The organism is Geobacillus thermoleovorans (genome assembly GCF_001610955.1).
In the GTDB taxonomy this organism is placed as follows: domain Bacteria; phylum Bacillota; class Bacilli; order Bacillales; family Anoxybacillaceae; genus Geobacillus; species Geobacillus thermoleovorans.
Genome location: NZ_CP014335.1, coordinates 3,148,646 through 3,174,616, shown reverse-complemented (window position 1 = coordinate 3,174,616; position 25,971 = coordinate 3,148,646). Strand labels below are relative to the sequence as shown.

At 50.0% G+C, this 25,971-nt stretch carries 17 protein-coding genes and 5 pseudogenes; 15 read left to right on the top strand and 7 right to left on the bottom strand.

Features of this window, described 5'->3' with window-relative positions:
* Window positions 1-173: 173 nt before the first annotated feature.
* On the top strand, window positions 174-2,369 hold the full coding sequence (locus tag GT3570_RS15980) for a YecA family protein (protein ID WP_062899011.1): 2,196 nt from the start codon (window positions 174-176) through the stop codon (window positions 2,367-2,369).
* A 525-nt stretch (window positions 2,370-2,894) separates the two neighbouring features.
* On the top strand, window positions 2,895-4,229 hold the full coding sequence (locus GT3570_RS15975; RefSeq protein WP_014195141.1) for an SEC-C domain-containing protein: 1,335 nt from the start codon (window positions 2,895-2,897) through the stop codon (window positions 4,227-4,229).
* An 86-nt stretch (window positions 4,230-4,315) separates the two neighbouring features.
* On the opposite strand, the gene GT3570_RS15970 is transcribed toward GT3570_RS15975, so the two are convergent.
* Both GT3570_RS15970 and GT3570_RS15965 read right to left on the bottom strand, forming a co-directional pair.
* Complete coding sequence (locus tag GT3570_RS15970; protein ID WP_011232727.1) at window positions 4,316-5,026, bottom strand: plasmid pRiA4b ORF-3 family protein; 711 nt, start codon at window positions 5,024-5,026, stop codon at window positions 4,316-4,318.
* A 103-nt stretch (window positions 5,027-5,129) separates the two neighbouring features.
* On the bottom strand, window positions 5,130-6,317 hold the full coding sequence (locus GT3570_RS15965; RefSeq protein ID WP_062898523.1) for an IS701 family transposase: 1,188 nt from the start codon (window positions 6,315-6,317) through the stop codon (window positions 5,130-5,132).
* Window positions 6,318-6,522: 205 nt separating this feature from the next.
* Between GT3570_RS15965 and GT3570_RS15960 the strand changes: the two genes are divergently transcribed.
* The 8 genes and pseudogenes from GT3570_RS15960 to GT3570_RS15925 all read left to right on the top strand — a co-directional run.
* Window positions 6,523-6,762 carry an SEC-C metal-binding domain-containing protein gene (locus tag GT3570_RS15960; protein ID WP_011232726.1) on the top strand — a complete coding sequence of 80 codons (240 nt, stop codon included), beginning with the start codon at window positions 6,523-6,525 and terminating at the stop codon, window positions 6,760-6,762.
* A 412-nt stretch (window positions 6,763-7,174) separates the two neighbouring features.
* Entirely contained in the window at window positions 7,175-8,515 is a 1,341-nt protein-coding gene (locus tag GT3570_RS15955) for an N-acetylmuramoyl-L-alanine amidase family protein (protein ID WP_062899010.1), read from the top strand.
* A gap of 240 nt (window positions 8,516-8,755) precedes the next feature.
* Complete coding sequence (locus tag GT3570_RS15950; protein ID WP_011232724.1) at window positions 8,756-10,129, top strand: UDP-glucose dehydrogenase family protein; 1,374 nt, start codon at window positions 8,756-8,758, stop codon at window positions 10,127-10,129.
* 256 nt (window positions 10,130-10,385) lie between these two features.
* Complete coding sequence (locus GT3570_RS15945; RefSeq protein WP_014196895.1) at window positions 10,386-11,714, top strand: helix-turn-helix domain-containing protein; 1,329 nt, start codon at window positions 10,386-10,388, stop codon at window positions 11,712-11,714.
* A 156-nt stretch (window positions 11,715-11,870) separates the two neighbouring features.
* A complete protein-coding gene (locus GT3570_RS15940; RefSeq protein WP_062899009.1) occupies window positions 11,871-13,100 on the top strand; it encodes a Zn-dependent hydrolase in 1,230 nt (409 codons plus the stop codon).
* 33 nt (window positions 13,101-13,133) lie between these two features.
* The gene (locus tag GT3570_RS15935; protein WP_062899008.1) at window positions 13,134-14,318 is read left to right on the top strand and encodes a M20 family metallopeptidase; all 1,185 of its coding nucleotides are present in this window, start codon (window positions 13,134-13,136) and stop codon (window positions 14,316-14,318) included.
* 36 nt (window positions 14,319-14,354) lie between these two features.
* On the top strand, window positions 14,355-14,555 hold the full coding sequence (locus tag GT3570_RS15930) for a DUF3311 domain-containing protein (protein WP_011232711.1): 201 nt from the start codon (window positions 14,355-14,357) through the stop codon (window positions 14,553-14,555).
* A pseudogene (locus GT3570_RS15925) lies at window positions 14,552-14,827 on the top strand (sodium:solute symporter family protein); the annotation flags it as partial. The gene GT3570_RS15930 and the pseudogene GT3570_RS15925, both read left to right, overlap by 4 nt.
* Before the next feature lie 288 nt (window positions 14,828-15,115).
* Here the strand turns inward: GT3570_RS15925 and GT3570_RS15920 are convergent.
* On the bottom strand, window positions 15,116-16,774 hold the full coding sequence (locus GT3570_RS15920) for an IS1634 family transposase (RefSeq protein ID WP_062899007.1): 1,659 nt from the start codon (window positions 16,772-16,774) through the stop codon (window positions 15,116-15,118).
* 104 nt (window positions 16,775-16,878) lie between these two features.
* Between GT3570_RS15920 and GT3570_RS15915 the strand changes: the two are divergent.
* Window positions 16,879-17,385, top strand: a pseudogene (locus tag GT3570_RS15915) (IS1634 family transposase); the annotation flags it as partial.
* 163 nt (window positions 17,386-17,548) lie between these two features.
* On the opposite strand, the gene GT3570_RS15910 reads toward GT3570_RS15915, so the two are convergent.
* The 3 genes from GT3570_RS15910 to GT3570_RS15900 form a co-directional block, all read right to left on the bottom strand.
* On the bottom strand, window positions 17,549-18,943 hold the full coding sequence (locus GT3570_RS15910) for a radical SAM/SPASM domain-containing protein (RefSeq protein ID WP_062899006.1): 1,395 nt from the start codon (window positions 18,941-18,943) through the stop codon (window positions 17,549-17,551).
* 149 nt (window positions 18,944-19,092) lie between these two features.
* Window positions 19,093-19,704 (bottom strand): flavoprotein, encoded by a 612-nt coding sequence (locus tag GT3570_RS15905; RefSeq protein ID WP_053414193.1) that lies wholly within the window; start codon window positions 19,702-19,704, stop codon window positions 19,093-19,095.
* A gap of 14 nt (window positions 19,705-19,718) precedes the next feature.
* The gene (locus tag GT3570_RS15900; protein ID WP_020278768.1) at window positions 19,719-20,930 is read right to left on the bottom strand and encodes an MFS transporter; all 1,212 of its coding nucleotides are present in this window, start codon (window positions 20,928-20,930) and stop codon (window positions 19,719-19,721) included.
* Window positions 20,931-21,249: 319 nt separating this feature from the next.
* Here GT3570_RS15900 and GT3570_RS15895 point away from each other — a divergent pair, with 319 nt between their 5' ends.
* The gene (locus GT3570_RS15895) at window positions 21,250-21,576 is read left to right on the top strand and encodes a transposase (RefSeq protein WP_011229672.1); all 327 of its coding nucleotides are present in this window, start codon (window positions 21,250-21,252) and stop codon (window positions 21,574-21,576) included.
* Window positions 21,555-22,436: pseudogene (locus GT3570_RS15890) on the top strand (IS3 family transposase); the annotation flags it as partial. The gene GT3570_RS15895 and the pseudogene GT3570_RS15890, both read left to right, overlap by 22 nt.
* 624 nt (window positions 22,437-23,060) lie before the next feature.
* Here GT3570_RS15890 and GT3570_RS15885 read toward each other — a convergent pair.
* Window positions 23,061-23,585: pseudogene (locus GT3570_RS15885) on the bottom strand (UPF0236 family transposase-like protein); the annotation flags it as partial.
* 430 nt (window positions 23,586-24,015) lie between these two features.
* On the opposite strand from GT3570_RS15885, the gene GT3570_RS15880 reads away from it, so the two are divergent.
* The gene (locus GT3570_RS15880; protein WP_062899005.1) at window positions 24,016-25,428 is read left to right on the top strand and encodes a DDE-type integrase/transposase/recombinase; all 1,413 of its coding nucleotides are present in this window, start codon (window positions 24,016-24,018) and stop codon (window positions 25,426-25,428) included.
* 388 nt (window positions 25,429-25,816) lie between these two features.
* Window positions 25,817-25,969: pseudogene (locus tag GT3570_RS15875) on the top strand (amidohydrolase); the annotation flags it as partial.
* Between the last annotated feature and the right edge of the window lie 2 nt (window positions 25,970-25,971).

Here is a 25,971-nt window from a genome sequence, read left to right as displayed (position 1 = left end):
AACAGGGAATGGAATGCGTTCCATTCGTGAAACTCCAAAAAAAGCGGCGGGGAACGATCGGTTTTGACCGAATCCATAATGGATTGGGAAAAATGGCTTTGTGCGCGATTCCGACAGTTTTTAATATCTTGGTCGCCGTTTTGGAAAGGAATGATTAGAAGGGAGGATTTTGCATGGCAATCGGCCGAAATGACCCGTGCCCGTGCGGAAGCGGGAAAAAGTATAAGAAGTGCTGCATGAACAAACAGCAGGAGCGTGAAATCAAGCGGGTGCGGCAGCGCCGCTTTTTTGACCAAAAATATGAGCTGTCGCAAATGGTGCAGCGGTTTTTGGATGAATCGCTGTCTTATGATGAACGCGAAGCGGTCAACCGTACATTTCGCCGAATGATCGAACAAAAGGATCATCGTGAAGAGTTGAAGGTGTTTGAGACGCTTTGGCGTTTTTTCCTCCATCGTTATCCGAATGGATTGCGCGGCGTTGAATGGTTTCAACAGGAAAAAGGGCGTCGTCTGTCTCCGGAGCTCAAGGAAATGTTGGACCGCTGGGTTCGACTTGTGCCGCGCCTTGTGCAATTTGTCGATTTGCATGATGAAGGAGGAGTGGCGGTCGACCGGTTGACGGGCGAGAAACTTCTCATGCCGTATTGCGAGACATTGGAGGTTGTGCGCCCTTGGGGCGGCATGTTTGCCTTTTTGGAGCCCTTTGACGGCGGCTATTACGTTTGCGGTGTATCATCGATTGTGGATCCGAAGGGCGTGGAACGGGCGGAAGAGAACATTCGCGTCTTGTTGACGCAAACCGATTGGCCGTATGAAAAGGTAGCCGTTGAACATTTTCTCGATATCGTTGATGCAGGCTATCCTCCGAGGGCGGACGATGTGCAAGAGGAGCGCACGCGATGGACGTATGAATACGAATGCCAGGAAGCCGCTGAGGCGATGAGGAAGCTTGCTTCGATCGGACGCGCTCACATTGATCATGACGATGGGGAGAAAGTGGAAGGTTCATGGTGCACCAATGTGTACCATTATGTCGGAGTGATTTCCCCCAAGCCGATTCATGTGTTTGAATTAGGCGGGTCATTATCCGCTCATCGGTCGCGTCTCGTGTTGTCTACCGAGGAGGAAGGGACGGCCGAACAGCTCGTGTCGCTGCTGCAGGCGTTTGGGTATTCCCCAAAAGAACGAAAACGGGGGACAGAAGCCGTTTTGCGCCGAAAAGGGATCGAAAACGTTTCGCTTCATATTGATTCAGACCCAGACTCTCCCCCTTGGGTGGCAACGATGGCCGGATTGGATGTTCAAATGGAAAAAGCCCTTCACACCCCGCTTGAGAAATGGAATGGAAAAACCCCTCACGAAATGGCGCGCGAGGGGCGTGTGCAGGAAGTGGATGAGTGGCTGAAAGAGTATGAATTCCATTTGTTTAACATGCAAGAACGAGCCAATTTGCCGGTGCTCATCGGAGTGAATCCCATTCGCTCCCGTTATGGATTGCCCCCATCTCCGTTTAGCTCATCACATCGTCTTTCGGACTTATGGAAAATGAAATGGATGGGGCCGGAAAGAACCGAGACATTGTTGATCCGCGCGGAATGGGAAGGGATGTATTTTACCGATGACGCATTGGCGTTTTATAACGAAGTCATCGTGAGCGGAGAAAAAGAGGCCAAAGAGGCGTGTTGGGCCGTGGTTTTGCTCGTGTGTGAATATATGACCGGGCGGACGTTTTCATCGTGGGAGGACGTAGGAGAAGAAGACTGGAAACAATGCATCGTCGATCAAATCCCGTCAAGATGGAGTTCGTTTTCATGGGAAGTGGTGAGCCGAGCGCTCGATATGTTGCTTGAGTGGGCCGATTGGCTGGACCGCCGTTATGGAACGAATCATCGAACTGTTATTGGTGCCGTGCTGGAAGAGGTCAGAAGCGAATTGGAACATTGCTTTGCTTTGCTGGATGAATGGAGGGGCGAGAACGGAAAGGGGGATGAGGAACTGATGGCTTGGCAGCTTGCTCGTTTGTTTGGTTTGCCTATTTCCCTTTCCGTCGGTTTCTCGTTTTTCCGCGTCAAGCGTGTGGAACAGGGGAAGGCGGTGCTGGATTGGCTTACCCATAACCGAACGGTGACATGGGACATTCCGAAGCGGGCAGAGCCGCATCTGTTGCCGGGCATGTATATCGTCGCCGCGACCGATCGCAACGGCAAGCTGGACGATCTTGCCCGCGTATATCCGCCGTCTTTCTCTCCGTACGTAGAGCCGTGGCTTCAGGCGCTGCAAGAGTGGCCAGACAAGGTGGAGAAAGAACGGGCTGCGTTTCAAGAGCGCCTGCTTGCCTCGTTGTCCCGTTTGCTTCGCCGGCCGTAGGCGTCCCGATGAATGACGGGGCGCTTGTTTCTCTCGGCTCGGCCTCTATGATTCTCCATTATGCAGGCAAGCCCAATGGTAAGAGTCATTCATATTCTTAGGATTTTGGTCCATCACCATAACGTGTGCTTGAGAAGCAGGGTTTTTCTCGTTTTACCGAGAAACGGATGAGGACGCGAATGATCCAAGAATCCTACACCTTTAGGAGTGCGGAGTGTCAACCGGCATGAAAATCATGGATTGGCTGATTTCTCCTTGGAGAAGGAAATATGGCATGTTTTGAAAAAGCCAAGGGCACCTTTTGGTGAAGAACCAGGATTTTGGTTAGGCATAAAAAATGGAATGCGAATCGATGTTCTCGACATGAGCGGCGGAAGTCCCAAAGTGCTTGCGATATGTGTTGCTGAAAGCAGTTCCATCACACGTTGATCGTGAATGTCTCCCCAAAGTGTTTAGCTGGCCCGAGCGTTAGCGTAGAGGGGGAGAACGTTCAATGACTATGATACAAAGAAAGTAGGTAGCTATATGGTGAAGGCATCGCGAAACAATCTTTGTCCATGCGGCAGTGGGAAAACGTACAAGCATTGTTGTGGGAAGAAAGAAGCAGTATCGATAGAATCTCTAATTGACCGTGAAGTGGCCAAATGTATGCAAGATGTGTTTTCGTTTGCGTTAGAGCGATATGAGGAAGAGCTTGCTTTCATGATGTCTGGTTCTCCATTTCAAGGGCTTCCTAACGAGCTGGAGACCAGCGCCAATTTATTGCTGACGAACTGGGCGATTTTTCACAGACACGTTGATGACAAAGGGATGACAATTTTTTCAGCCTATATGAGAAGCCGGCGCCGCACGCGGTGGCGTCCAGCAGTGCAAACTCATTTGAAGCGATGGGACGAGGCGGTTCCGTCGTTTGACGAGATCATTCATATCGAGGATGAGCGGCGTTTCCTTGTACGCGATCTGTTGACCAGAAAAGAAAAGTACGTCCGTTTTTTGACGCCGGAGGAGCTTCCGTCTGCTAGGGAGGGGGACGTGTTAGTAGGATGCCTCGTTCCACATGGGGACGAGTGGGCGTACTTCATGAAGGTGCTGCCGATTCCAAAGAGCGGGAAGGATCGGCTTGCGCGGGCGCTTCAAGCGGAATGGAATCCGGATACGAAAACGTGTGAAGTGTTTTTGCGCGAGTCGTTTCCGGAATTGCTTGAAATAGCGGTCCATGAGCTGTTGTGGCAGCTGCTGAGCGAAAAGGACTGGGGGGATCGAGATCAAGATGATGTTTTTCGCGAATTAAAGAAAAAGGAAGAAACAACCTCCTCCTTAGTGCTCAGCGAGGCTGCGTTCCTTTGGCGCGCATATTGCGAAATGGATGAACCGGTCATCAAGAATCCTGCTGTGTATGCGGCTGCACTCCGTTATTTGGCGAGTGAAATGGCTGGAAGAGAATTTGTCAATATGGAAAAGGTTGCGGAACACTACGGCGTTCCTGTAGAGGAAGTGGAAGCCGCTGTGATGGAATTGTTTTTATTTCGCACAGAGTTGCTCGATGATGGAGATGATGAGGGCGAGAATGATGATGAGTGGCTCTTTGACGATGGGGATGACGGTGATGAGATCTGGTTCGACGACGGTGGGATGGAGGATGGCGATGAGCTGGACCGTGCGATTGAGGAATGGCTTGACCAAGTTGAGGAGTTGTTTGATTGCGAGGGCTGGGACGTTGATCAAGTCCATCGCTTGATCGACAAAGCGATCCGAACATGGAAAAAGGACGGGTTGCTTGAAGGAGTCGATGCAGCTGAGTTGCGCAAGGAGCTCGAGGAGCTCGTCTGGGAGACGTTTGCCGAACGGGGATTTTTGTAAGGCGATGGACAAAGCAGGCAACAAAGGACAGATGGGTGCGAAAGAAGGTGCCCTTGAGAGATGACGGATACCTTCTTTCGCATGCGTTACAATCGGATATAGGCCAGCCGCTCGTTCGCTTCCTCGACGTCAAAGGCATCAGGGTCAAAATCTTCGCCTTTCATGTCGTACATCCAGTCTACCAGCTCGCGCAATTCGGGATCGGCAAGAGAGTCTTTTTGCGCCGCCGCTTCCAGCAGCTCCAGGTAGCCATAGACGCCGCCGCAATCCTCGGGAGGGCACGCCCGTTTTCCTTTCAGGCAAGCGGCGCGTTCCAACGGTTTTGGGAGTGTTTCAATCTTTTCAACAGTGACGGTATGGCGCCAGTAGTCGCCAAAATCGTAAATATATAGAAACTTTTGTTTTTCTTCCGTCAGCCATTGCTGTAATGGGATGCGGCGGGCGTCCATCAGTTCTTTTTCCAGCTGAAACGAATCCCAGCCGTCAGGGATGCCGATGAGAACGCTTCCGAAATCGAATTCGTATAAATGGGCTTGTTCCCATCCCATCGCTTCTTGGATGATGAGATGAAGCTCGTGAAATGTCGCATGTCCGGGAACAAGGACGCGCCGCCAAATCGGCGGGCGGATGCCGTTTAATGTGATTTTCAGCTGGTAGGCTGTTTTGGACCGCCGCCGTTTGGAGGGGGGTGCGCTCTTTGGCGCCTCAACCCATCTGCCGTGTGGACGGTCCCGCTCTGTCGGATGGAACATGGCAGACAATTCGTCGATCAGTTTAGCAAGATTGTCGGGGTTCATAGCCCTCGTCTCCTTTCGGATAAACGTTTTGTATAATAGTACTGTAGATGAGCATTTTTCATTACAATAATTTCCATGGTTAGAGAGACAAACAGGGTACCCCTTACGCGATACGGAGCTGTTTTTTGATCACATCAATGGGAATATCTTGCTTCGCAGCGTCATAAATGAACTCGACGACGCTGTGGTCTTTCCGCGACCGAAGAAGCTCCAGCCCGGTGGAGAGGTTTTGTCGGGATTCGGCGATGCTGTACACGCAGGCCAACAGCACCACCGCCCAATACCGTTTCACCGCCCGAATGTGGCGAACGCGGTATCCATCCAGCTTCAGTTGATCTTTCGCCTGCCGGAAAAAGCACTCGATCGTCCAGCGCTGGGCGTAGTAACGCAAGATGTCTTCGTCCCCGAGTTCCCGGTCGGTGCTCAAGATGCAATGAAGATGTTCCGGCGTCAGCGGCTGATCCGCCTTCCAAGCCAGCAGCACCACCGCGTCATCGAGGCCATGGATGGCCCCCTCATAGCGATACACGCGATAACGCTCCTGCCCCACCGTGACGAGGCGGGTGTCTTTGGACTCGATATAGCGGGCGAACTGCTTGGCTTGGATGGCGATGCCTTTCGGGTAGAGAATCCGGTTCGTCTTGAGCATCGCGATGACATGGAATCCCTGTTTCAAGCAGGCTTCAATGAGCTTTTTGGACGGATACCACGAATCCATGAGCACATACACCGGCTGAGCCCGCTTCACCTTGAGCGAGGAAAGCATCTCGATCGCCAGGTCGATCTTGCTTTTTCCCGCTTTCTTGTCATACAGGCGGAACGCAAATGGGAACGCCTGCGTGAAGGTGTGCACCATCAGCCAAACGAGCGAATGCCCCCAGACCGATTGATGATCTTTATGCGAGTAGTGCCAGTCGCACCCTTGAATGGCGTGCGCAGCCCGTGACGAAGGCTTCGTTTTTTGGCAAATCGTATCATCAATCGAAACAAAAAGGGGTTGATTCTTCCGTTTGGCCAGTCGTTCGACCTGGGAAAGGATCCACTCTTGAAGCTTCCCAAGCAGCCTTTCCTCGTTCCAAGGGCTTTTCGTGAAAAAGTGACTGAGCGTCGTTCGATGATTCGGATGAAAGCTCCAGTAATGAATATCAGTCAATGTTCCCGAGAATCCCTTGGTGGTCAAGGCATCGACAATATGAATGAGATGCTTGATGACCGGTTTGGAAAGCTGCAGCGTCAACCCCAGCGTGAAGAAAAACTTGTGGATTCCTTGGTGATGTGCTAATCTATTCATGAGACATGAACCTCCTTGTGGATAGTTGGTGGTACATCTATTCTAACCAAGGAATCGGGTTCATGTCTCCTTTTTTGTTTAGTTGTCAATTTATGTCAGTGAATTTGCTCATCTACAGTAATAGTAGTTTATCCTGTCCATAGTAGAATTTAAACATTATTGATGGAAATATTGAAAAAAGAAAGATGGGAGAGGAGGATGACGCATGTCGATCGGCTGGAATGACCCATGCCCGTGTGGAAGTAGGAAAAAGTATAAGAAGTGCTGCATGAACAAACAGCAGAATCATGAAATCAAACGGGTGCGCCAGCGCCGCTTTTTTGGCCAAAAATATGAGCTGTCGCAAATGGTGCAGCGATTTTTGGATGAATCGCTGTCTTACAACGAACAAGCAGTGGCGAGACGGACGTTTTACCAAAAAATAGAGGGTATGAAGTATTTGTAATATTTTGGATTTTTTGAAACACTTTGGTGCTTGTTCATTCACCGTTTTCCCAATGGAATGCGCGTCATTGAATGGTTCCAGCGCGACAAAGGACACCGTCTCCCGTTGGAGCACGGAGCGCTTTTGGCGCTTCTGCGTGTTTCTTCATGGGGACGGCTTATCCATTCGGACATCGGTTAGAGAAGCGATGGTGGTATGTCGGCCGTAGCTGGATGGTTCGACTGGGTTGCGCGTTGTGGCTGCCGTTGTCGTGTGAAGAGGCATCATGCAGAAAAAGGAGAGCTATTGTCGGTTGATGGATGCCGCCCCGCTAGTTTTGTCGAGCGGTTTTCCCAAGTGACAGATAGGAAATTCCCCGTTGTGCGCGAACGATATAGTAGACAAATTGGAGACAACGGGGGAGGGAATGCGCATGAGGCGAGGAACATGGCTCGCCCTGTTGTTTTGTTTGCTATGGCTGGCTGCGGCTGCTTGGCCGGTGGGGGCGAAAGGGGAGAGTGGGAAAACCGCTCAGTTGGCGGTGGTGACGGCGGATCAGGTGAATGTCCGCCAAGGGCCGGGGGTGCCATACCGTCCATTGGCGAACGTTCACCGCGGCGAGGCGTATCGGCTGATCGAGGTCAAGGATGGATGGGTGAACATCGAGTGGAAACCGAATCGAACCGGGTGGATCGCCGCGCGGTACGTCGCGTTGGCAAAAGAGACGGCCGTCGTGCAAGAAAACCGACTCCGCCTTCGACAAGAGCCGAGCCGAGATGGGCGAATTATCGGGCATTTGGCGCGGGGAGAAACGGTATGGGTCATCAAGGAAGATGGGGAATGGACGGAAGTGATCGCAGACGGTGCGATCGGCTGGGTGTCTTCAGCATACCTCACTGCGGCTCGGGAGTCATCGATTTCGCATCAAACCGGAATCGTCAACGCCAGTTCGCTCAACGTTCGGGCTGAGCCGTCATTGAAGGCAGCGCGCGTCGGACGCCTTGTCCGTGGTGAAGAGGTCGAGATTGTGGAAAAGAAACCGGGATGGTACAAAATTGCCTCCCAAACAGGGCTTGATGGGTGGGTGTCATCCGCATATGTGCAGGTAAAGGGTGGACAAGCTAATGAAAAGGAAGCGGAAGCGCCCCAGTCGGCTGACCGCTCGCTGCTTTCAGCCATCGCGCCTAGCGACTCCCGCCTTTATGTAGACAGCTGGACGCGCGGTCCTGTTCAGGCGCTGGCCGGAAAAACGATCGTTCTTGACGCTGGCCACGGAGGCAAAGACGGCGGGGCCCAAAGTGTCGATGGCATCAAGGAAAAGGAGTTGACGTTGGAAACCGCCAAGCTTCTGAAAAACAAGTTGCAATCTTACGGCGCCCGCGTCGTGCTGACGCGCTCTAGCGATGAGTATGTGCCGCTGTCCGCGCGCGTGGCGATGGCGCGCCTGTATCAAGCGGATGCGTTTATCAGCCTGCATTATGACAGCGCAGATGACCAACAGGCGAGCGGCATCACCGTTTATTATTACGACCGTTTTGCCGATTACGGCTTAGCGCAATCATTCGAAGACCCGCTTTCCCGATTGGCCGCACTGCCTTTCCGCGGCGTTGCGTTTGGCGACTATTACGTGCTGCGGGAAAACGACAGACCGTCTGTATTGCTTGAGCTCGGCTATGTAAGCAACCGCACAGATGCGGCGACGGTGGCGACAGACGACTATCAGGAAGCGGTGACGACCGCGATTGCGGATGCGGTTCGGCATTATTTTGAATAAGGAATGATGGTGGAGAAATCGTTGATCGGCGGTCTGTTCGTTTTTGTGATCAATCGGCCGTCATCAAGCAAACGGAAACACGCCGCGCAACCGGGGGGTGGCTCCTCCCGGTTTTCTTTTGGCCGCAGAGCACAACCGGTGAACTCAGCGGCTAGGCGAAAACAATGAAAATCCCCAGGCGATTCGCTATAATGAGAACAAGCGACGATAGCGCAATGGATCAAAAAGGTGTGAGGAACGATGAAAATCACGATCGCCGGGGCGGGGTATGTTGGGCTTGTGACCGCCGCCTGCCTGGCTGATAAAGGTCATGATGTCATATGCGTGGATGTCAATGAGGAAAAAATTCGGCGGTTGAATGAAGGAATCGTCCCCATTTATGAACCGGGGCTCGAACCGCTCATCCAACGGAACAGCGCCCGCCTTCGCTTTACCACAGACGATGCGGAAGCGTATCGATGGGCGGAAGTGATCATGGTCGCGGTCGGCACCCCGCCGCTGCCGGACGGATCGGTCAAGCTCGATGACGTATGGGAAACGCTGCGCCGCATCGCCGCGTCGGCCGAACGCGACTGCCTTGTGGCCATCAAATCGACCGTGCCAGTCGGTACGGGAGACGAAGCGGCTCGCTTTTTGGCGGAACACGGACGCGGCGGGGTGCGTATCGATGTCGTTTCCAATCCGGAGTTTTTGTCACAAGGAACGGCGGTGCGCGATACGTTGCAGGCGCCGCGCATTGTGTTAGGCGTCGAATCGGAGAGAGCTGAGCGGATAATGAAGGACCTCTACGCCCCGTTTGCGCTCCCGTACGTTGTCACCGACCGCAAAAGCGCAGAGATGATCAAGTACGCTGCCAATGTGTTTTTGGCGCTGAAAATTTCGTACATCAACGAGATCGCCAACGTATGCGAGTTGGTAGGGGCCGACATTCAGGCGGTGGCGGAAGGAATCGGCATGGATCCGCGCATTGGCCGCCGCTTTTTGCGCGCCGGCGTCGGCTATGGCGGCTCTTGCCTGCCGAAAGATACGAAGGCGCTTTATGCGTTGGCTGCCTCCCATGGCTATTCGCTCAAAACCGTGTGGGCGGCGATGGACGTCAATGAAAAACAGAAATGGAAACTGTTCGAGAAAGCGCGCGCCCACCTTGGTGTGTTCAGCGGTCGAACAGCAGCCGTGCTGGGCGCCGCATTCAAGCCCGGCACTGACGATGTGCGCGAATCGCCGGCATTGGCGAACATCGAACGGCTCATTGCCGAAGGAGCCGACGTGCGCGTCTGGGACCCGGCCGCCCTCGGTCATGTCTCGCGCCGTTTTGGCGATGCGGTTGTTTGTTGCGAGACAATGGAGGAAGCCATTCGCGGCGCGGATGTTTGTTTCATTTTCACCGAATGGCCGGCTGTGCTGCAATTTGACCTTCACCGTTACAAGACGCTGATGAATCGGCCAATTGTGCTTGACGGGCGCAACTGCTACGACCCGAAACAAGCCGACGCCGCCGGCCTCATCTACGAGTCGATCGGTCGGCCGGTGGGGCATAGGCAGCTGAAAGTGGATCGGGCTGTTGACGTTCTCCAGTGCGCCTCAGCTGCCTTTTTCCACAAACAAAGTGAATAGGGATGCCGCTTAATTGTCCCGTTCGCATCGCCACGACGGCTTTTTTGTAAAAAAGGGAATAAGGCGGTCTGTCCGTTCGATGGAAGTGGGATAGTAGACATGCCGGCGGGCGCGGGGCATCAATCGCCGTTTCAAAGAAAGAGAAGGTTATGTTTCCAGTGGTTTTATGGGAAAACGTGGGGTCGTGGCCCGCCACTTTGAAAGCGGAGACAGGCGGGGAAGAGAGCGGCTGAAGAAGCCGTCTTTTCCCACCGCTATGGGCAGGCGGCAAAAGGAGGGATGTATCATCCGCATTCGCTTAGGTCTGTTTGGTGCGGACGATTCGCTGTCAATTATTCAGGCGGTGGCGCAAGAGTACAAAGAGCTTGTTTGCGTTCCCGTTGTGTATTGGGATGAAAGTGAAGTGATCGATTTGATCCGCCCGCTCGCGTCAGAAGTTGATATGTGGCTGTTTTCCGGACAAGTGCCGTATTCGATCGTCAAGCAGTCCAGTGAGGTCGATGCGCCGCTGTTTTATGTGCCACATATTGGTGCCAGCTTGTACCGCACACTGCTGCAGGCGCACTATACGGAGCAGATTCCGGTCAGCCGGCTTAGTTTTGACACGTACGAGCGCCGCGAAATCGAACGGCTGCTCGAAGAGGCGGGCATCGAGGAGCCGATTCCATACGTCAAGCATTACGAGGGAGGCATTTCGGCCCAGGAACTGTCCGACTATCATTACACCCTTTGGAAACAAGGGAAAACGGAAGCAGCGGTCACCTGTTTGCGGACAGCCCATCTCGAACTGGAGAAACTCGGAATGCCGGTGTATCGGGTATTGCCTGCCCGCTCGGCGGTGGAAGCGGTCATCCAAACCATCATTCGCACCGGACAGATGCTGCAGGTGCAAGATGCGCAAATCGCCGTGCAAATGATTGAAGTCGATGCGATGCAGGCGGCCTCCCCAGAGACATTTTCGACCGATGACATATATCGTCTGGAGATGAAGACAACGGAAAAATTGCTACGGTATGCAAAAAAAGTCCAAGGGTCGCTGAAAAGCGCCGGGCCGGGCCGCTATGTCATTTTTACGACAAGGGGCGCATTAAAAGAGATCACCGATGGCTATAAAACGGTCCCCTCGGCGGAGGAGACGGAGCTCTTGTACAGCGAGGTCATCGCGTGCGGAATCGGCATCGGCCGAACGGCGTATGAGGCCGAAATTCAGGCTGGGAAGGCGTTTTTGCATGCGAAACAAAGCGGACGGGGTGCGTGGATGGTGGTGTTTGATGACGGAACGATCTCGGGTCCGTTAGGAAAAAGTGTGCACCTCCGCTATTCGCTCGGCGGCGGAGAACTGCGGCAGCTGGCGGAGCGGACGGGATTAAGCGCCGCGACGCTCTGCAAATTGAAAGCAATATTGCAAAAACGAGGAACCAACGAGATCGAAGCGCATGAGTTGGCCTCTTACATGGGGATTGTGCCGCGCAGCGCCCGCCGGATTTTAAACCAATTGGAGACCGTGGGCCTTGCCGAAGTGGCCGGGGAAACAAACCCGTATCCGCGCGGGCGTCCGCGCAAAGTATACCGCATTTTCTTATAATTGCTCGATCAGCTTCTGCCTTTAGCGACAGGCAGAAGTTTTTTGTTGTCTTGAAGGCGTTTGTATTATTTGTATTATTTGAAAATTTCCTCTGTTTCCATTATAATTAAGGACATATCCGAAAATTATCCGTAATTGGCGTGAGGGGAGGATAGCTTGATTCAAGGGGAACGTCTTTGGCAACGGCTCATGGAACTAGGGGAGGTCGGCAAGAAACCAAGCGGCGGCGTCACGCGCCTCTCGTTCACTGCTGAAGAGCGGAGGGCGAAAGACTTGGTCGCTTCCTACATGCGCGAAGCCGGGCTTTTCGTATATGAAGACACGGCTGGCAACTTGATCGGACGGAAAGAAGGGGCGAATCCGGATGCCCCGGTCGTCCTTGTTGGATCTCATCTCGATTCGGTTTACAACGGCGGCTGCTTTGATGGACCGCTCGGGGTGTTGGCCGGCGTGGAAGTTGTTCAGACGATGAACGAGCACGGGGTTGTGACGCACCACCCAATTGAAGTAGTGGCGTTTACGGACGAAGAAGGAGCGCGCTTTCGTTTCGGCATGATCGGAAGCCGGGCGATGGCGGGGACGTTGCTGCCGGAAGCGCTCGAGTGCCGCGACGCGAACGGAATTTCTATTGCGGAAGCGATGAGACAGACGGGGCTTGACCCGGACCGTTTGCCGCAGGCAGCACGAAAACCAGGAACGGTGAAAGCCTATGTCGAACTGCACATCGAACAAGGACGGGTGCTGGAGGAGGCTGGTCTTCCAGTTGGCATCGTCACTGGCATCGCCGGGCTGATTTGGGTGAAGTTTATCATCGAAGGAAAAGCGGAACATGCCGGAGCGACGCCGATGTCATTGCGGCGCGACCCGATGGCGGCAGCCGCCCAGATCATCACAATGATCGAAGAGGAAGCAAGACGAACAGGGACAACGGTCGGTACTGTAGGACAGTTGCATGTATATCCGGGCGGTATTAATGTCATTCCGGAACGGGTCGAATTTGTGCTCGATTTGCGCGACTTGAAGGCTGAGGTGCGCGATCAAGTATGGAATGACATAGCCTCGCGGGCAGAGACGATCACCAAGGAGCGGAACGTTCGCCTCACGACCGAGCGACTGCAAGAAATGGCGCCGGTGTTATGTTCCGAGGTGGTGAAACAGGCCGCGGAAAGAGCGTGCAAGCAGCTCGGGTATCCGCCGTTTTGGCTGCCGAGCGGCGCAGCCCATGACGGCGTACAGTTGGCTCCGATTTGCCCGATCGGGATGATTTTTGTCCGCTCCCAAGACGGGGTGAGTCATAGTCCGGCGGAATGGAGTACTAAAGAAGACTGCGCCGTTGGAGCAGAGGTGCTTTATCATACGGTGTGGCAACTGGCCCAAGGGGAATAACGAAAAAGACAAACGAACAGGGGGAGACTATGGATGACAAAGGAAGAAATCAAACGGCTCGTCGATGAAGTGAAAACGGACGTCATCGCCTGGCGCCGCCATCTGCACGCCCATCCTGAATTGTCGTTCCAAGAGGAGAAAACGGCGCAGTTTGTTTTCGAGACGCTGCAATCATTCGGCCATCTTGAGTTGTCGCGGCCGACGAAAACGAGCGTCATGGCGCGGCTCATTGGCCAACAGCCAGGCCGGGTCGTCGCCATTCGTGCGGATATGGACGCCCTGCCCATTCAAGAGGAAAACACGTTTGAATTTGCCTCCAAAAACCCAGGCGTCATGCATGCGTGCGGGCATGACGGCCATACGGCGATGCTTTTGGGGGCAGCGAAAATTTTCGCCCAGCTGCGCGATGACATTCGCGGTGAAATCCGCTTTTTGTTCCAACACGCGGAAGAATTGTTCCCGGGTGGGGCGGAGGAGATGGTGCAAGCCGGCGTCATGGACGGGGTGGACGTCGTCATCGGCACTCACCTTTGGTCGCCGCTTGAGCGCGGAAAAATCGGCATTGTGTATGGGCCGATGATGGCCGCACCCGACCGCTTTTTCATCCGCATCATCGGCAAAGGCGGCCATGGAGCGATGCCGCACCAAACGATCGATGCGATCGCCATCGGAGCGCAAGTCGTGACGAACTTGCAGCACATCGTCTCGCGCTATGTCGACCCGCTCGAGCCGCTTGTTCTGTCCGTGACGCAATTTGTGGCGGGTACGGCGCATAATGTCCTGCCTGGGGAGGTCGAAATCCAAGGGACAGTGCGCACGTTTGATGAGACGCTGCGGCGCACGGTGCCGCAATGGATGGAGCGCATTGTCAAAGGAATCACCGAAGCGCACGGCGCCTCGTATGAGTTTCAATTTGACTACGGCTACCGCCCGGTCATCAACTACGATGAAGTGACCCACGTCATTGAGGAAACAGCGCGTGAACTATTGGGCGAAGAAGCCGTCGCCCGCTTGAAACCGAACATGGGCGGCGAAGATTTCTCCGCCTTTTTGCAAAAAGCGCCGGGCAGCTTCTTTTACGTCGGCGCCCGAAACGAAGAAAAGGGGATCGTGTACCCGCATCACCATCCGCGCTTTACGATCGACGAAGACGCACTTGAGATTGGCGTGCAAATGTTTGTCGCCGCGACGTTGAAACTGTTGGCGGGGGCGGAATAGCTGTTTTCGCTTGACATATCCAAGGAGGGAGAGAAGATGAAAAGCATCCGTTGGTTAATGATTGTCCCATTTATCGGCATGCTCGGCGGCGTTCCTTTTGTGAATCAAGTGACTCCGTACGTGTTTGGCATGCCGTTGCTTCTCTTTTGGCTGGTCGCTTGGGTGATCGCCACTTCGGTTATCATGGCCATCGTGTATCGTTTTGACCCTGCGGTGAAGGAGGATGAGCAGACATGAACTCGGCCTTAGTGATGATTTTTGCTTTCTTGTTGCTGTCTCTTTATCTAGGGGTGCAGGCGCGAAAAGGAAAAGACATGAATTTGGAGCAATGGACCGTCGGTGGCCGCGGGTTCGGAACGATTTTTGTGTTTCTCTTGATGGCCGGCGAGATTTATACAACGTTTACCTTCCTTGGTGGGAGCGGTTGGGCCTATGGAAAAGGGGGGCCGACGTTTTACATCATTGCCTACGGCTGCCTGGCCTATGTGTTATCGTATTGGATGCTTCCCCCGAGTTCGACAGTTTTGAGGTCATTTTAGGCAAATGGAAATGACCAAAATGCTGTTATATCAAGGGTTTCGTGATGCGGATCCTAGGAAAAAATACCGAATTTCATAGGCACACGATTTATTAATTTTTTCTTTTAAAAATAAATTTTATACGTTATAACTCACATTTCGCACCCTAACAAGGTCAAAACAAAGGATTTTTTATTTAGTTTTTCAGAATAACTTTTTGACCAACACAACGAGCGATGGCAATCCTTTTTTTACCATCGCTGGTCGTTCCGTATCACGTTACACGTAGATGCTCTCATCCATGCCCAATCCCTGCAGAATCCTTCGCTGATCAGGGGTAAGGGAGCGATCCAGTGAGCGTTGGATGCGCCCATCCGGCAGCTTGAACAGGACGACGTTCACATATTGAAACAGCTGAAAAATCGCCTGTCCCGTCGGCCGGGTCAGCTTGCGGCCTCCAGGACCCTTCAACGGGTGTTCTGGAGTAATAAACTGACGCACTCGGCGCTGAAAAACGCGGTAAATAGCCAAGGCCAACAGAAACAAATAGCCTAATACTGCGACCCGTTCTGGTTTTTTGACGTAAATCTCATCCGTGAAAAACGGATCTTTCAAAAAAGCGAAGTTCATTTCCACCGAGATCTGCCCTTTATACAGCTTCAAGATCTCTTGGGCATCCATGGGTTGGCCCTTCCATTCCTTCGGAACGGTCGTGACAAGGACAAACCGGGACGCTTTCCGTCTCGCCTGTTCCCACGCGTCTTGGTCGAATTCGACGTCAAGGTGCAAGAAATACAGCGTCTCCACCTCGGGTTCCGCCCCTTTTTTCGGCCGTCCGCGCCGTTTTTTCGGGCGTACGATCTCTTCGACCGCGGCCTCAACCCGATGAAACCGGGGGCGAAGGGACGCCTTGAGGGACGCCAAGGCTTGTTCGGCATCTTCCCGGCAGGAGAAGGGGTGACGCTCCCAACGGGCTTGTTCCTCGCGAAGAAGCTCCGCTTCTTTGGTTCGTTCTTTTTCAAGCGTCTTTCCTTTTCGCTGGTCGAGCGCGCTCGATTCAACAACGATCAGCCGAACGGGGTGGCCTTCATACGTCGAGGCCGTTTCCCATACCCGGTACGTGGCGCCGTTTCTCTCCGCCAACGTAAAGGGATCGCTCCACGTCGTGTCCTCAGCATCCGCTTCGGCCAGCGCGGTTTTCACGATCCGGAGCGACGAAGGGCCTCTGGTGATCAAAAAGGCGTTGGCCGCTTTGGTTTGCGCCAGGGTCTCTTTCGTCATCGCGGCGGAATCGGCCACGTAAATCCATTCGTCTTCGATTTTGGCCTGCTTCAGCTGTTCATGGACACGAGACAGCACCTCGGGATTCCATGTTTTATCGGGCAGGTTGCCATCGTGCACATCGCCGTAAAACGGGATGCCGTCCTCGTTGCCGACCAGTCCGAAACCGATCTGTTTTTGCCAACGATGATGGCGGTTGTAGCCATGTGTGATTTGTAAGGCCTCTAACGAGGCCGATTCATACGCGCCGTAAACGGTCTTGTCCGTCGTATCGGCGTGGAAGGCTCGGAGGGAAAGGCCTTCTTTGAGATAAATATGAATCAAGCAAGTGCTGATGACGTTGTGAATGCCAGCCTCATACAGGCGATCGAGATGACGGGCCAACGCATCGTCGTTCAACCAGGAAGGATGGAGATCGGGACGGATGAGTTTCTCACAATCGACCTCCTGAGCCCAATGTTCCAAGTGAACAAGGGCTTGCCGGCCGTCAAACACATTGTAGAGGATGGCCTGAACGGCATCGCTGACTCGCGTTTGGCACTGCGGATCGACGGGCACGAGATGGTCAATCAATTGAGGCAGACCCAGTTTCTTGAATAGGGCACTTATTATATTCAAATAAGAATTGCGATAGACCTTTTTGACTTGAACGTTCATAAGAGAAAAACTCCTTTACGTTCCTTGTGTGTCAAGGATTCATTCGACATCGGAACGAAAAAATCCTCCCGATTTTCGTCGAGAGGGTGCGAAATGTGAGTCATAAGGCGACCTGCCGGTTGCGTTCCCATCCGTCCTACGGAAAATACTTGCGCCAGTTGAAGGACGGAACCCTTCGCATCGACAAGCAGGCGGTTCGTGACGCGGAAAAGTACGACGGCAAATATCTCATCCGGACATCTGACGACACCTTGTCTGCCGAAGATGTCGCCATCGGGTATAAGCAGCTGGTGGATATTGAGCAGGCCTTTCGGACGTTGAAATCGACACTCGAGCTGCGTCCCATGTATCATCGCTTGGAAGACCGCATTCGGGCGCATGTGCTGCTCAGTTGGCTTGCTCTCTTGTTAGTTCGGATCGTGGAGATCCGAACTCATGAATCGTGGCCAAACGTAAGAGACGAATGTGAGCGTCTTATGCTTGGACATTTTTCTTCCAAAAACGGAGACCTTTATCAACGAACCGAACTGACGGCCAAACAAGCGCAACTCTTTGCGGCTCTAGGGCTGGAGCCTCCTCCGAAGATCCTAGGCATCCATCCTCGCGCCTAGATACACGCCCAAAGTGTGCCCAAATGTCTCTCGTCCCTTTTGCATCAAGGGGCGAGAGGCATTTTGTTTGCCTAGTGACTGTCGAACTCGGGATGATAATTTACAACTAGAATTTTCAAAACCGAAAAGCACATAGGCCAAAGATTCAAGTGTTCATCGCATATTACGAATAGCTTTTAGTCACTTTAATTTTTCTTTCGCTAATAAATTTCTTTTGTCGACCAACAACCCGTACTACTTGCTTTATATACTGTTTTTCAGGTGGGCACGGTGCTTTTCCTGTTTCAATCCTAATTAGAGGACAAGCAGATCCTTGACAAGAAGGTCTTAGGAAGCACTTCTTACAGCCCTCATCTTCAGACTCATCGTTCATAACCCACAAAGCAAATTTATCTATATCTATTCTAAAGTTCCCATCTTTTTCAACTTTTCCAATCTTATTTTTTTCATTATATAACGCTACTGTACACTTATATAAAGTACCGTCTGATCCAATTACATAAGAATTAGGATCAGCCGCATAACATACATAACCACCAGGTTGAAGAATGCTACCTAATGTAGTCGATAATCCCTGATTTAAAGCATCTTCACACAAACTTAGTGCTACTTTTGCTCTTATTTTTGTATCAAATATATCTAAATCTTCATCATTCGGTCCGCCCCATCGACCAATAGGAAAGTAGTTGACGTGAAACCTTCCATCGTTGGAAAACGTTTCGGAAAGCTCTTTTGAAAGATCGCGTATATAAGGTTCATTACTTTTATCGAAGTTGACACGTATCCTAACCTGAAAATCATATTCCAAATAACTCAAATTTTTCAAATTATTAAATATTCTTTTGAAAGTTCCTTGTCCTCCCACTAACTTACGTGTTTGATCATGAATATGTTCAGGGCCGTCTATAGTTATCTGGAAATTGTCAACACCTAGCTTTAATAATTTTGTCGCCGTATCACTGTTTAAAAGGAATCCATTAGTAGTAATACCAGCACGAAACTTGAAATTGTACTTTTCACTTAATAAAAGGAATTGATTTGATAATTTTTCAATAACATCTAATGCGAGAAGAGGTTCTCCTCCAAACCAATGGACATTCAAATTTTTTAGTTGAGGCCCTCTTTTCTCAACATATTTTATTACACCTTCAATAACATCATCCGACATTTTTCCTTTCTCAAAATTTTCATAACAATATGTACACCTAAAGTTACACTGTTCAGTGACTAAAAAAATCAAATACATATTTTCAGGATTTCTTCCTTTGATTTCATGTAAAATTCGGGCTCTTTTAAATTCGTCTACATTACTTTTGATTAAAAAGCCATAATTAGCAAGAATCTTTGCAGTATCATCAAGCTCATCACATCCCGATCGGAGAATATTTTTAATCTTATTAGCATGAGCTTGTGGAACACGTAAAAATGCCCCCGTATAAGTATTACATATATAAAGATCTCCATTCTCTTCATGGGAAAGAATATTAAATCGCGATGCTACCCATCTATCATTCACATCTGATTTTACCTCTTTGGGAATAGTAGAAAACGGCTCCATTTTTACCCCTCCTATAATCAAGGGATAGCTTAATATAGCTATCCCCGATGACAAAAGAATATGATCAGCATCCTCCGCAGTTTGTGTTAGTCGGTGCAAAAGAAAGAAGAACGTCTTCTGCTGTTGGATTCAAGACATCGAAGCCTTCATCAAGAATTTGAAGCATTTCCTGATTCATGCAATTCACCTCCTTTCAATTCATTGTCTGACTGCTGTATATGTCTCTGTATATACTCAGCTACTGTATATGGGGGAGGTACATGTCCATAATCTACTTTTTCTCCGGTTGCAGTTATCCATGCATTTCCACTAGGGAATACAACTTTATGTCCAAAACTGATCAGCTTTTTAGCATTGTATTGTGTAACTTTTGCATCCCACATGTTTGGCCCCATATTTGGGAAAAAGACAACAGGTCTTGGAGAGCATAAAACCAGCATGGTTAACAAATTATCAGCTATTCCGTTTGCACACTTCGCTAAAGTATTAGCAGTACAAGGCAAAATGATGAAAATATCCGCCCAGTCATGTAAAAAGGAATGAGGAACTCTATTTCGTGTATACTCCTTTGGAAAATCGTACATATCCTGATATGCAGGAGCATCAGCGTGCGCCGCCAAAAAATTGACATCAATAAATTTCTGAACGTTCGATGTACAAACTAGTCTAATGTTAGCATCTAGTTTTTCTCTAAAAACTCGTAAATACATAGGTAGTTCAACAACTCCTGAAGAACCTGTAACGCCAACTAATATATTCAAGCTTAACACCTCCTTTACATTACAGTTTCTCTTGGCGTACCTTTTCTCACATTAATTAATAACGAAGATAAACTAGTAACTATACCCAAAGCACCTGCAATGAAGAAAAGATATTTTATATTGAAATAATCAACACTGACCCCAAAAATAAACTGGGCTACTGGCGTTGAAAGCATTGAAATCGCCATCATAATACTATTAACTCTTCCTAATAAATGAATAGGCACAGAACGTTGAACAAAAGTAGGTATAAGGACTCCTATAAAACCAGTAATTAAGCCAATTACAAAAACGAAAATTAGAATAATCAAAAAATTTTGGGTGAAACATAGTGCGGCAATACCAGTAGCTTGTAAAAGAAAAGATAAATAAATAATCTTCAATTCAACCTTGTGAATGCTTTTAACTGAAAAGATTAAACCAGTTAACAAACTTCCCATTGACATCGATGAATATATATATCCTAAATACTTAGCATCATCACTAACATTTTTAGCTAAAAAAGGGAACAATACATTAACCCCGTTTGCTCCAATATTTACAAAAAACATAGTTATAACCAAATAAAAAATCATTTTTTGTCTATTCAAAAAACTAAAACCAAGTCTTAAATCCGAAAAGTAAGAAGTTTTATCATTATTATCGTTTATATTTTCAAGATGACTATTTTTAGAGTCAATAAACAAAATTAAAAAAGTTGAAAATGCATATAAGATAGAAATGGCTATCAAGGAATGTTCTATTGAGATTGATTCAACCATCCAAGCGGCTATTAAAGGGCCCAAAATGATCGTTGTTCTTACAACAGTGAAGTATTGACTATTGAGACGACTCAAATATTCAGTAGCGACTAATCTTGGCTTTATTGATTCTGAGGCTGACCAATAAAAAGCATCAATCGCTCCAAACAAAACGGAGACCATTATGAGAATTACAAAAGAGATAGTATGATCCCATAACAGAATAGCCAAAACTAACACAATGATTGTCCTTATCATGTCTGACAACCACAGAAACAACTTTGCCCCTATTCGATCAATAACCGGTCCGCAAAGAAGCCCAGCAATAAATCTCGACAAACCTAGGGAAAATAAAACTGCTCCCATCAAAAAACCTGATTGTAAAACGTCAGCAATATACCAAGCTATAACAACACTGTATATGACGTCCCCCAAGTTTGAAAGAAACGTTGCTATACAAAATTTTGTAGCGTTCAAAATGATCACCCTTAGAAAGATTGAGACTAGGCATGTAACGCACTTGTGAAACAGAACAAAATCAAAACATAGGATAAGGGGTGGTTTTAATATAACTAAATATTCATTATATTACAGTTATTACAATAATTATTTTATCGGGAAAATACGGTAATGTAAAGAGTTTTTTGTAATACCTCGTCTCGTTTTGTCGGATATCGTTGAATGCAACATATCTTATGTTATGTTGAATAAAAAACACCACCCATAGAAGGTGATATTATCCCTCTAGTGTAGACAGTTGGGAAAATGCCCATACTGTCAGTAAAAACACTGGAGGGATTTGTTTATGTTCGAGACCAAGCAAACACCGAAAGGGAAGACCACTTATTCCGTGGAGTTTAAATGGAGGGCTGTCCAGATGTACATCGAAGAAGGATGGGGATATAAGCGGATATGCCAAGAGTTAGGGATTCCCTGCACGAAAACGATCAGACTTTGGGTAAAACGTTACCATGAACATGGTCTAAAAGGGCTCGAAGAACGGCGCGGGACATCCAAGTCTCCATTCAAGGGAAGGCCTCGAAAAAAAGAGTGCAGTTTAGAGGAAGAGAATCGAAGACTGAAAGCAGAGAATGATTATTTAAAAAAGTTACGAGAGCTGGCAAGGAGGTGAAACCGAAAGAGCGGTTCTCGATCATTCAGGAGTTATCCAACACCTATCCGATTGCCTGGCTATGCCAACTGGCCGGTGTGTCAAGAAGTGGATACTATCGATGGATGAACCAGCAGGGAATCGTCACAGAGAAGCAAAAGGAAAATGAACAAATCAAACAAATGATCCTCGAATGCCATCAAAAGGTCAATGGGATCTATGGATACTACCGCGTGAAAGCATGGATAAAACGAAATTATGGGAAGACCGTGAATCATAAGCGAGTGTACCGACTGATGAAAGAGTTGGGGGTTCAGGCCAAAATCCGTCGAAAAAAGCCGAAGTATAAAGCGGGAAAGGAGAATATCGTAGCGTCGAACGTGTTAAACCGTGATTTTGTGGCCACTGCAGCCAACCAAAAATGGGTGACGGATATTACCTATGTGCCATTTCAAGGAACCTATTTGTATCTGTCTGCTATTAAAGATCTGTACAACAATGAAATCATTGCGTATCGCATCAGTCGTTCGAATGACTTAAAATTGGTGATCGAAACTGTCAAGGATGCCATCAAAAAACGGGATGCGCGAGGAGTCCTTCTCCATAGCGATCAAGGCTCCCAGTACACATCCCGCCAGTACCATCAACTGCTGAAGGCTCATCATATCATTCCTAGTATGTCCAGAAGAGGAAACTGTTTAGACAATGCCTGCATGGAAAATTTTTTCGGGCATTTGAAATCGGAAATGGTGGACCTTCCCACCTTTGAAACGGAAGAGGAAATGATCGAGGCGATCGATCAGTACATGTATTTTTATAATTATGAACGGTGCCAGAAAAAACTAGACTACCTCAGCCCAGTGGAATACCGAATTGCCTAAGCAGCCTAGCAGACGAACGGCTGAGAATGTCTCCTTCTTCAGCTTGCCAACGATGAAGTGGAATGAAGGAGACGTTGTCAAGTGCTTTCCTTGACAACGTTTCCTCATTCCACTATCCTAACAAGCAGCTGAAGAAGGTGGGTATTTTTCACACTGTCTACTTGACAGGGATATGTTCAAAGGTGGTATTTAGCTGATAGTTTCATTAAAATGTTTAGACAACTGTAGATAACCGGTCAAACTTACTTCCGGTAATTCCTTGGATTGATCCCATTCAAAATATCTTATATTTTGTATTAAAGAACTGTAGATGAGCAAATTTGCTAACATAAATTGACAATCAAACAAAAAAGGAGACATGAACGGGACTCCTTGAGTAAAATAGATGTGCTCACAACTACCCACAAGGAGGTTCATGTCTCATGAATAGATTAGCACATCACCAAGGAATCCACAAGTTTTTCCTAGTGTTAGAGTCAGTCAAGACTTTGTGGAGAACATTTTTTCGGTTCACTACGGGCGTTGTCAATCACTAGTTAGCGAACCATTTTCAGGAATTAATATCGTAAGCGCTTTCGGACTCTCATCCCTCATCTTGAGGCGATGATACGATATTCCATTTTTTTACACCCAACCACCATCCCGGAGCGCCGACAACGCTTGATGGATCGGCGTCCCGGATGACCGTTGCAGACACGGTAGATTCTGACGCACCACATCTGCCCATAACCGTCCGGCCTTCCGTTTGGTCTGTTCGATCCGCTTGGACTTTGTTGAGGCCGAGACGGCCGACTGGGGCTCTTGCTCCTCCCACCGTCCCTTTCTCCACCCGATCCCGTCGATTCGGGCTGCCATCGCCCTCAGAAACGCCCGAAGCCCTTGGTCTTTCCAGCTGCGGCGGGATTTCACCCGATGCGCAAACCGGCTCATCACGCTCTCGGCGTGGCCCATCGGACGCATGCCGGTCGTCTCCACCCCTTGCTCCGACAGCCACTCTCGGTAGTCCCGGATGCATCCCGGCATCGACTCGATCCGGCGGATCATGGCAGCCAGCTGTTGTTCTTTCGCTTCGTCCTCCAACGTGCCGACCGTGCTGTTCAGCTCCACGAGAAGCCCTTCTTCGTCTTGTTTTGCCAGCTTCTTTCGCACGTGTAAATTAGCACATTCTTTCAGAATCCCTTTTTCAAATTATTTCAGATGGATTCCGAAATAATGTGCAAAATTTTTGCCGATTATTCCGGACTTTGCACATTCTTTCGGAACGTTTGCACGCTCTTTCAAATGAAGATTTCCAGCGCGCCTGATGGAATGATGGAAAAGAGAAAGCACAAAAGAGGCCGATTCGGCTCCTTTCGTGCTAATACCCCCATTTCCTCTAAGGCCATGCGCACCACTTCCTCGTCAATGACGGTATTGTCAAAAGTTTATCCTCCACACTCACGGTTTTCCCTTGAGTTTCAACGGTTGGAAGAAAAAAAGCTTGCCACCCCCGTTGTTTTCGGCCATCATTGAGGTAACCACACACTCAACAGCCAAAACAAAGGAGTGACAAGCTTTGTTACCTCAATGATTAGCCTATTTGCTTCAAATCATCAAGACCCAATATCAAATCATTGTGTATCTCATGGGTGTGATCGTGGGAAAATCCCTGAATCGTAAGGACTTGGACGAACCCGTCCAAAAACCGTACCGAAAACTTCAGATCGATGACCTTCCGATCATCGATGTACCGGAAACCCTTGATTACCGGAAGTTGTTGGCGGACTACGAAGCCCAGCACGGACGTCCTTTGCGGCCCATCCAGCGCCGCGCGAAGGCGAAACACCGTGTTCCGGATTCGTTGACCTGCCCTCGCTGCCAGGCTCCCTCTTCTTACCTGTACGCCAATAACGGCGGAAAAGGGCAATACCAATGCAAAGTGTGCCAGTGCCGGTTCAACCACCGGAACCGGTTCACCAAGCAAGCGATCTTTCGCTGCCCGCACTGCAAAAAGACGCTGGAAAAGATCAAGGAACGCAAAGAATACCACATCTATAAGTGCAAGAACAACGATTGCCCGTTTTACCAGGCCAACCTTCGCCGGATGACCAAGAAGGAGCGCCAACAGTTTCAACAGGATCCTCAAGCCTTCAAGGTGCGGTATTTGTTTCGAGAGTTCTTGTTTGACTTTCTCCCGTTGGCTTCCTCGTCGCCCATCCAACCGAAGGTCGATTTGTCCCGGCTGGCTGCGTCGCCGCACGTATTGGGGCTCGTGTTGACGTACTACGTCAACTTTGGGATGTCCTCGAGGGAGACCGCCGCCGCCATGAAGGACATCCATGGCGTCTCGATCTCCCATCAGACGGTGCTCAACTGCGCCAACAGCGCCGCGCTTTGGATCAAGCCCTTTGTCGACCGGTTCCCGTATGAGCTGTCCGGTTCGTTTTGCGGGGACGAGACGTATATTCGCGTCAAAGGGCGCTGGCATTACCTGTTCTTTATGTTTGACGCCGTCAAAAAGATCGTGCTGTCGTATCGCGTCTCGCCCAACCGGGACACGCTCTCGGCCATCAAGGCCATCGATGATGTCCTCAGGAAGCTAGCGTCCCTCCCAGACGACTTGTCGTTCGTCGTGGATGGCAACCCGATTTACCGGCTGGCGCAACACTTCTTCGCCCAACACGGGATTTCATTTGACGTCCGCCAAGTGATCGGGCTGACCAATGAGGATCCGGTCTCGGAAGAGTTTCGCCCTCTCAAGCAGATCATCGAGCGATTCAACCGGACCTTTAAAGGCAACTACCGCCCGACCCATGGGTTTGGTGCGGAAGAAGGCTCGGTGTCCTTTGTGACGCTGTTTGTGGCGTATTTCAACTTTCTGCGCCCACACAGCGCGCTCGAAGGCCGGGTGCCGGTCGTCATCCCGGAACTGGCGGATCTTCCGCATATGCCGGCCCGGTGGACGAAGCTGATCGCCATGGCACAAGCGTTTCTCCAACAAGAGGCGGCCTGACTTTTTTGTCCTCCGGAGCCCGTTGAACAGAACTCCTGCCGGATTCGGCGAAGCGAACCCTTGACCAACCGAACACCGCCAAAGGTAAAATTCGGTCATGGCAAGGGCGGCTTTCTTATTGCCTTCTTTTTTGTCCCCGTCGCCCTTGACGACTCTTCCGCACCTTTGGCGGGTGTTGGTCAAGGGCGAATCCGGCCCTCCGCATGCCCCACGATGCTCAATGGGATGATCTGTGTGGAGTTTTCATAGAACTTTTGACGCTACCTCAATGACGTCCTTTTTCAGCTGATGCCCGTACAACAGGCACATCGTGGCCAATGCGTTGATCACACGGGGACAGCCTCGCGATTGCAGAACGATCGCCTCCAACGACGATGGGGTGAAGATCGGATGCTTTTTCTACGTCGGCGCGGGCAATGTAGAAAAAGGCATCGTTTACCCGCACCACCACCCGCGCTTTACGATTGACGAAGACGCGCTTGAGATCGGCGTGCAAATGTTTGTCGCGGCGACGTTGAAACTGTTGGCGGAAGTAGAGTAGGA

Bases quoted from the DNA above. Each gene is read 5' to 3' on its own strand.
- GT3570_RS15895 (WP_011229672.1), top strand. From the start codon at position 21,250: ATGTTCGAGACCAAGCAAACACCGAAAGGGAAGACCACTTATTCCGTG.
- GT3570_RS15910 (WP_062899006.1), bottom strand. From the start codon at position 18,943: ATGGAGCCGTTTTCTACTATTCCCAAAGAGGTAAAATCAGATGTGAAT.
- GT3570_RS15975 (WP_014195141.1), top strand. From the start codon at position 2,895: ATGGTGAAGGCATCGCGAAACAATCTTTGTCCATGCGGCAGTGGGAAA.
- GT3570_RS15930 (WP_011232711.1), top strand. From the start codon at position 14,355: ATGAAAAGCATCCGTTGGTTAATGATTGTCCCATTTATCGGCATGCTC.
- GT3570_RS15945 (WP_014196895.1), top strand. From the start codon at position 10,386: ATGGGCAGGCGGCAAAAGGAGGGATGTATCATCCGCATTCGCTTAGGT.
- GT3570_RS15920 (WP_062899007.1), bottom strand. From the start codon at position 16,774: ATGAACGTTCAAGTCAAAAAGGTCTATCGCAATTCTTATTTGAATATA.
- GT3570_RS15970 (WP_011232727.1), bottom strand. From the start codon at position 5,026: ATGAACCCCGACAATCTTGCTAAACTGATCGACGAATTGTCTGCCATG.
- GT3570_RS15955 (WP_062899010.1), top strand. From the start codon at position 7,175: ATGAGGCGAGGAACATGGCTCGCCCTGTTGTTTTGTTTGCTATGGCTG.
- GT3570_RS15965 (WP_062898523.1), bottom strand. From the start codon at position 6,317: ATGAATAGATTAGCACATCACCAAGGAATCCACAAGTTTTTCTTCACG.
- GT3570_RS15935 (WP_062899008.1), top strand. From the start codon at position 13,134: ATGACAAAGGAAGAAATCAAACGGCTCGTCGATGAAGTGAAAACGGAC.
- GT3570_RS15950 (WP_011232724.1), top strand. From the start codon at position 8,756: ATGAAAATCACGATCGCCGGGGCGGGGTATGTTGGGCTTGTGACCGCC.
- GT3570_RS15980 (WP_062899011.1), top strand. From the start codon at position 174: ATGGCAATCGGCCGAAATGACCCGTGCCCGTGCGGAAGCGGGAAAAAG.
- GT3570_RS15960 (WP_011232726.1), top strand. From the start codon at position 6,523: ATGTCGATCGGCTGGAATGACCCATGCCCGTGTGGAAGTAGGAAAAAG.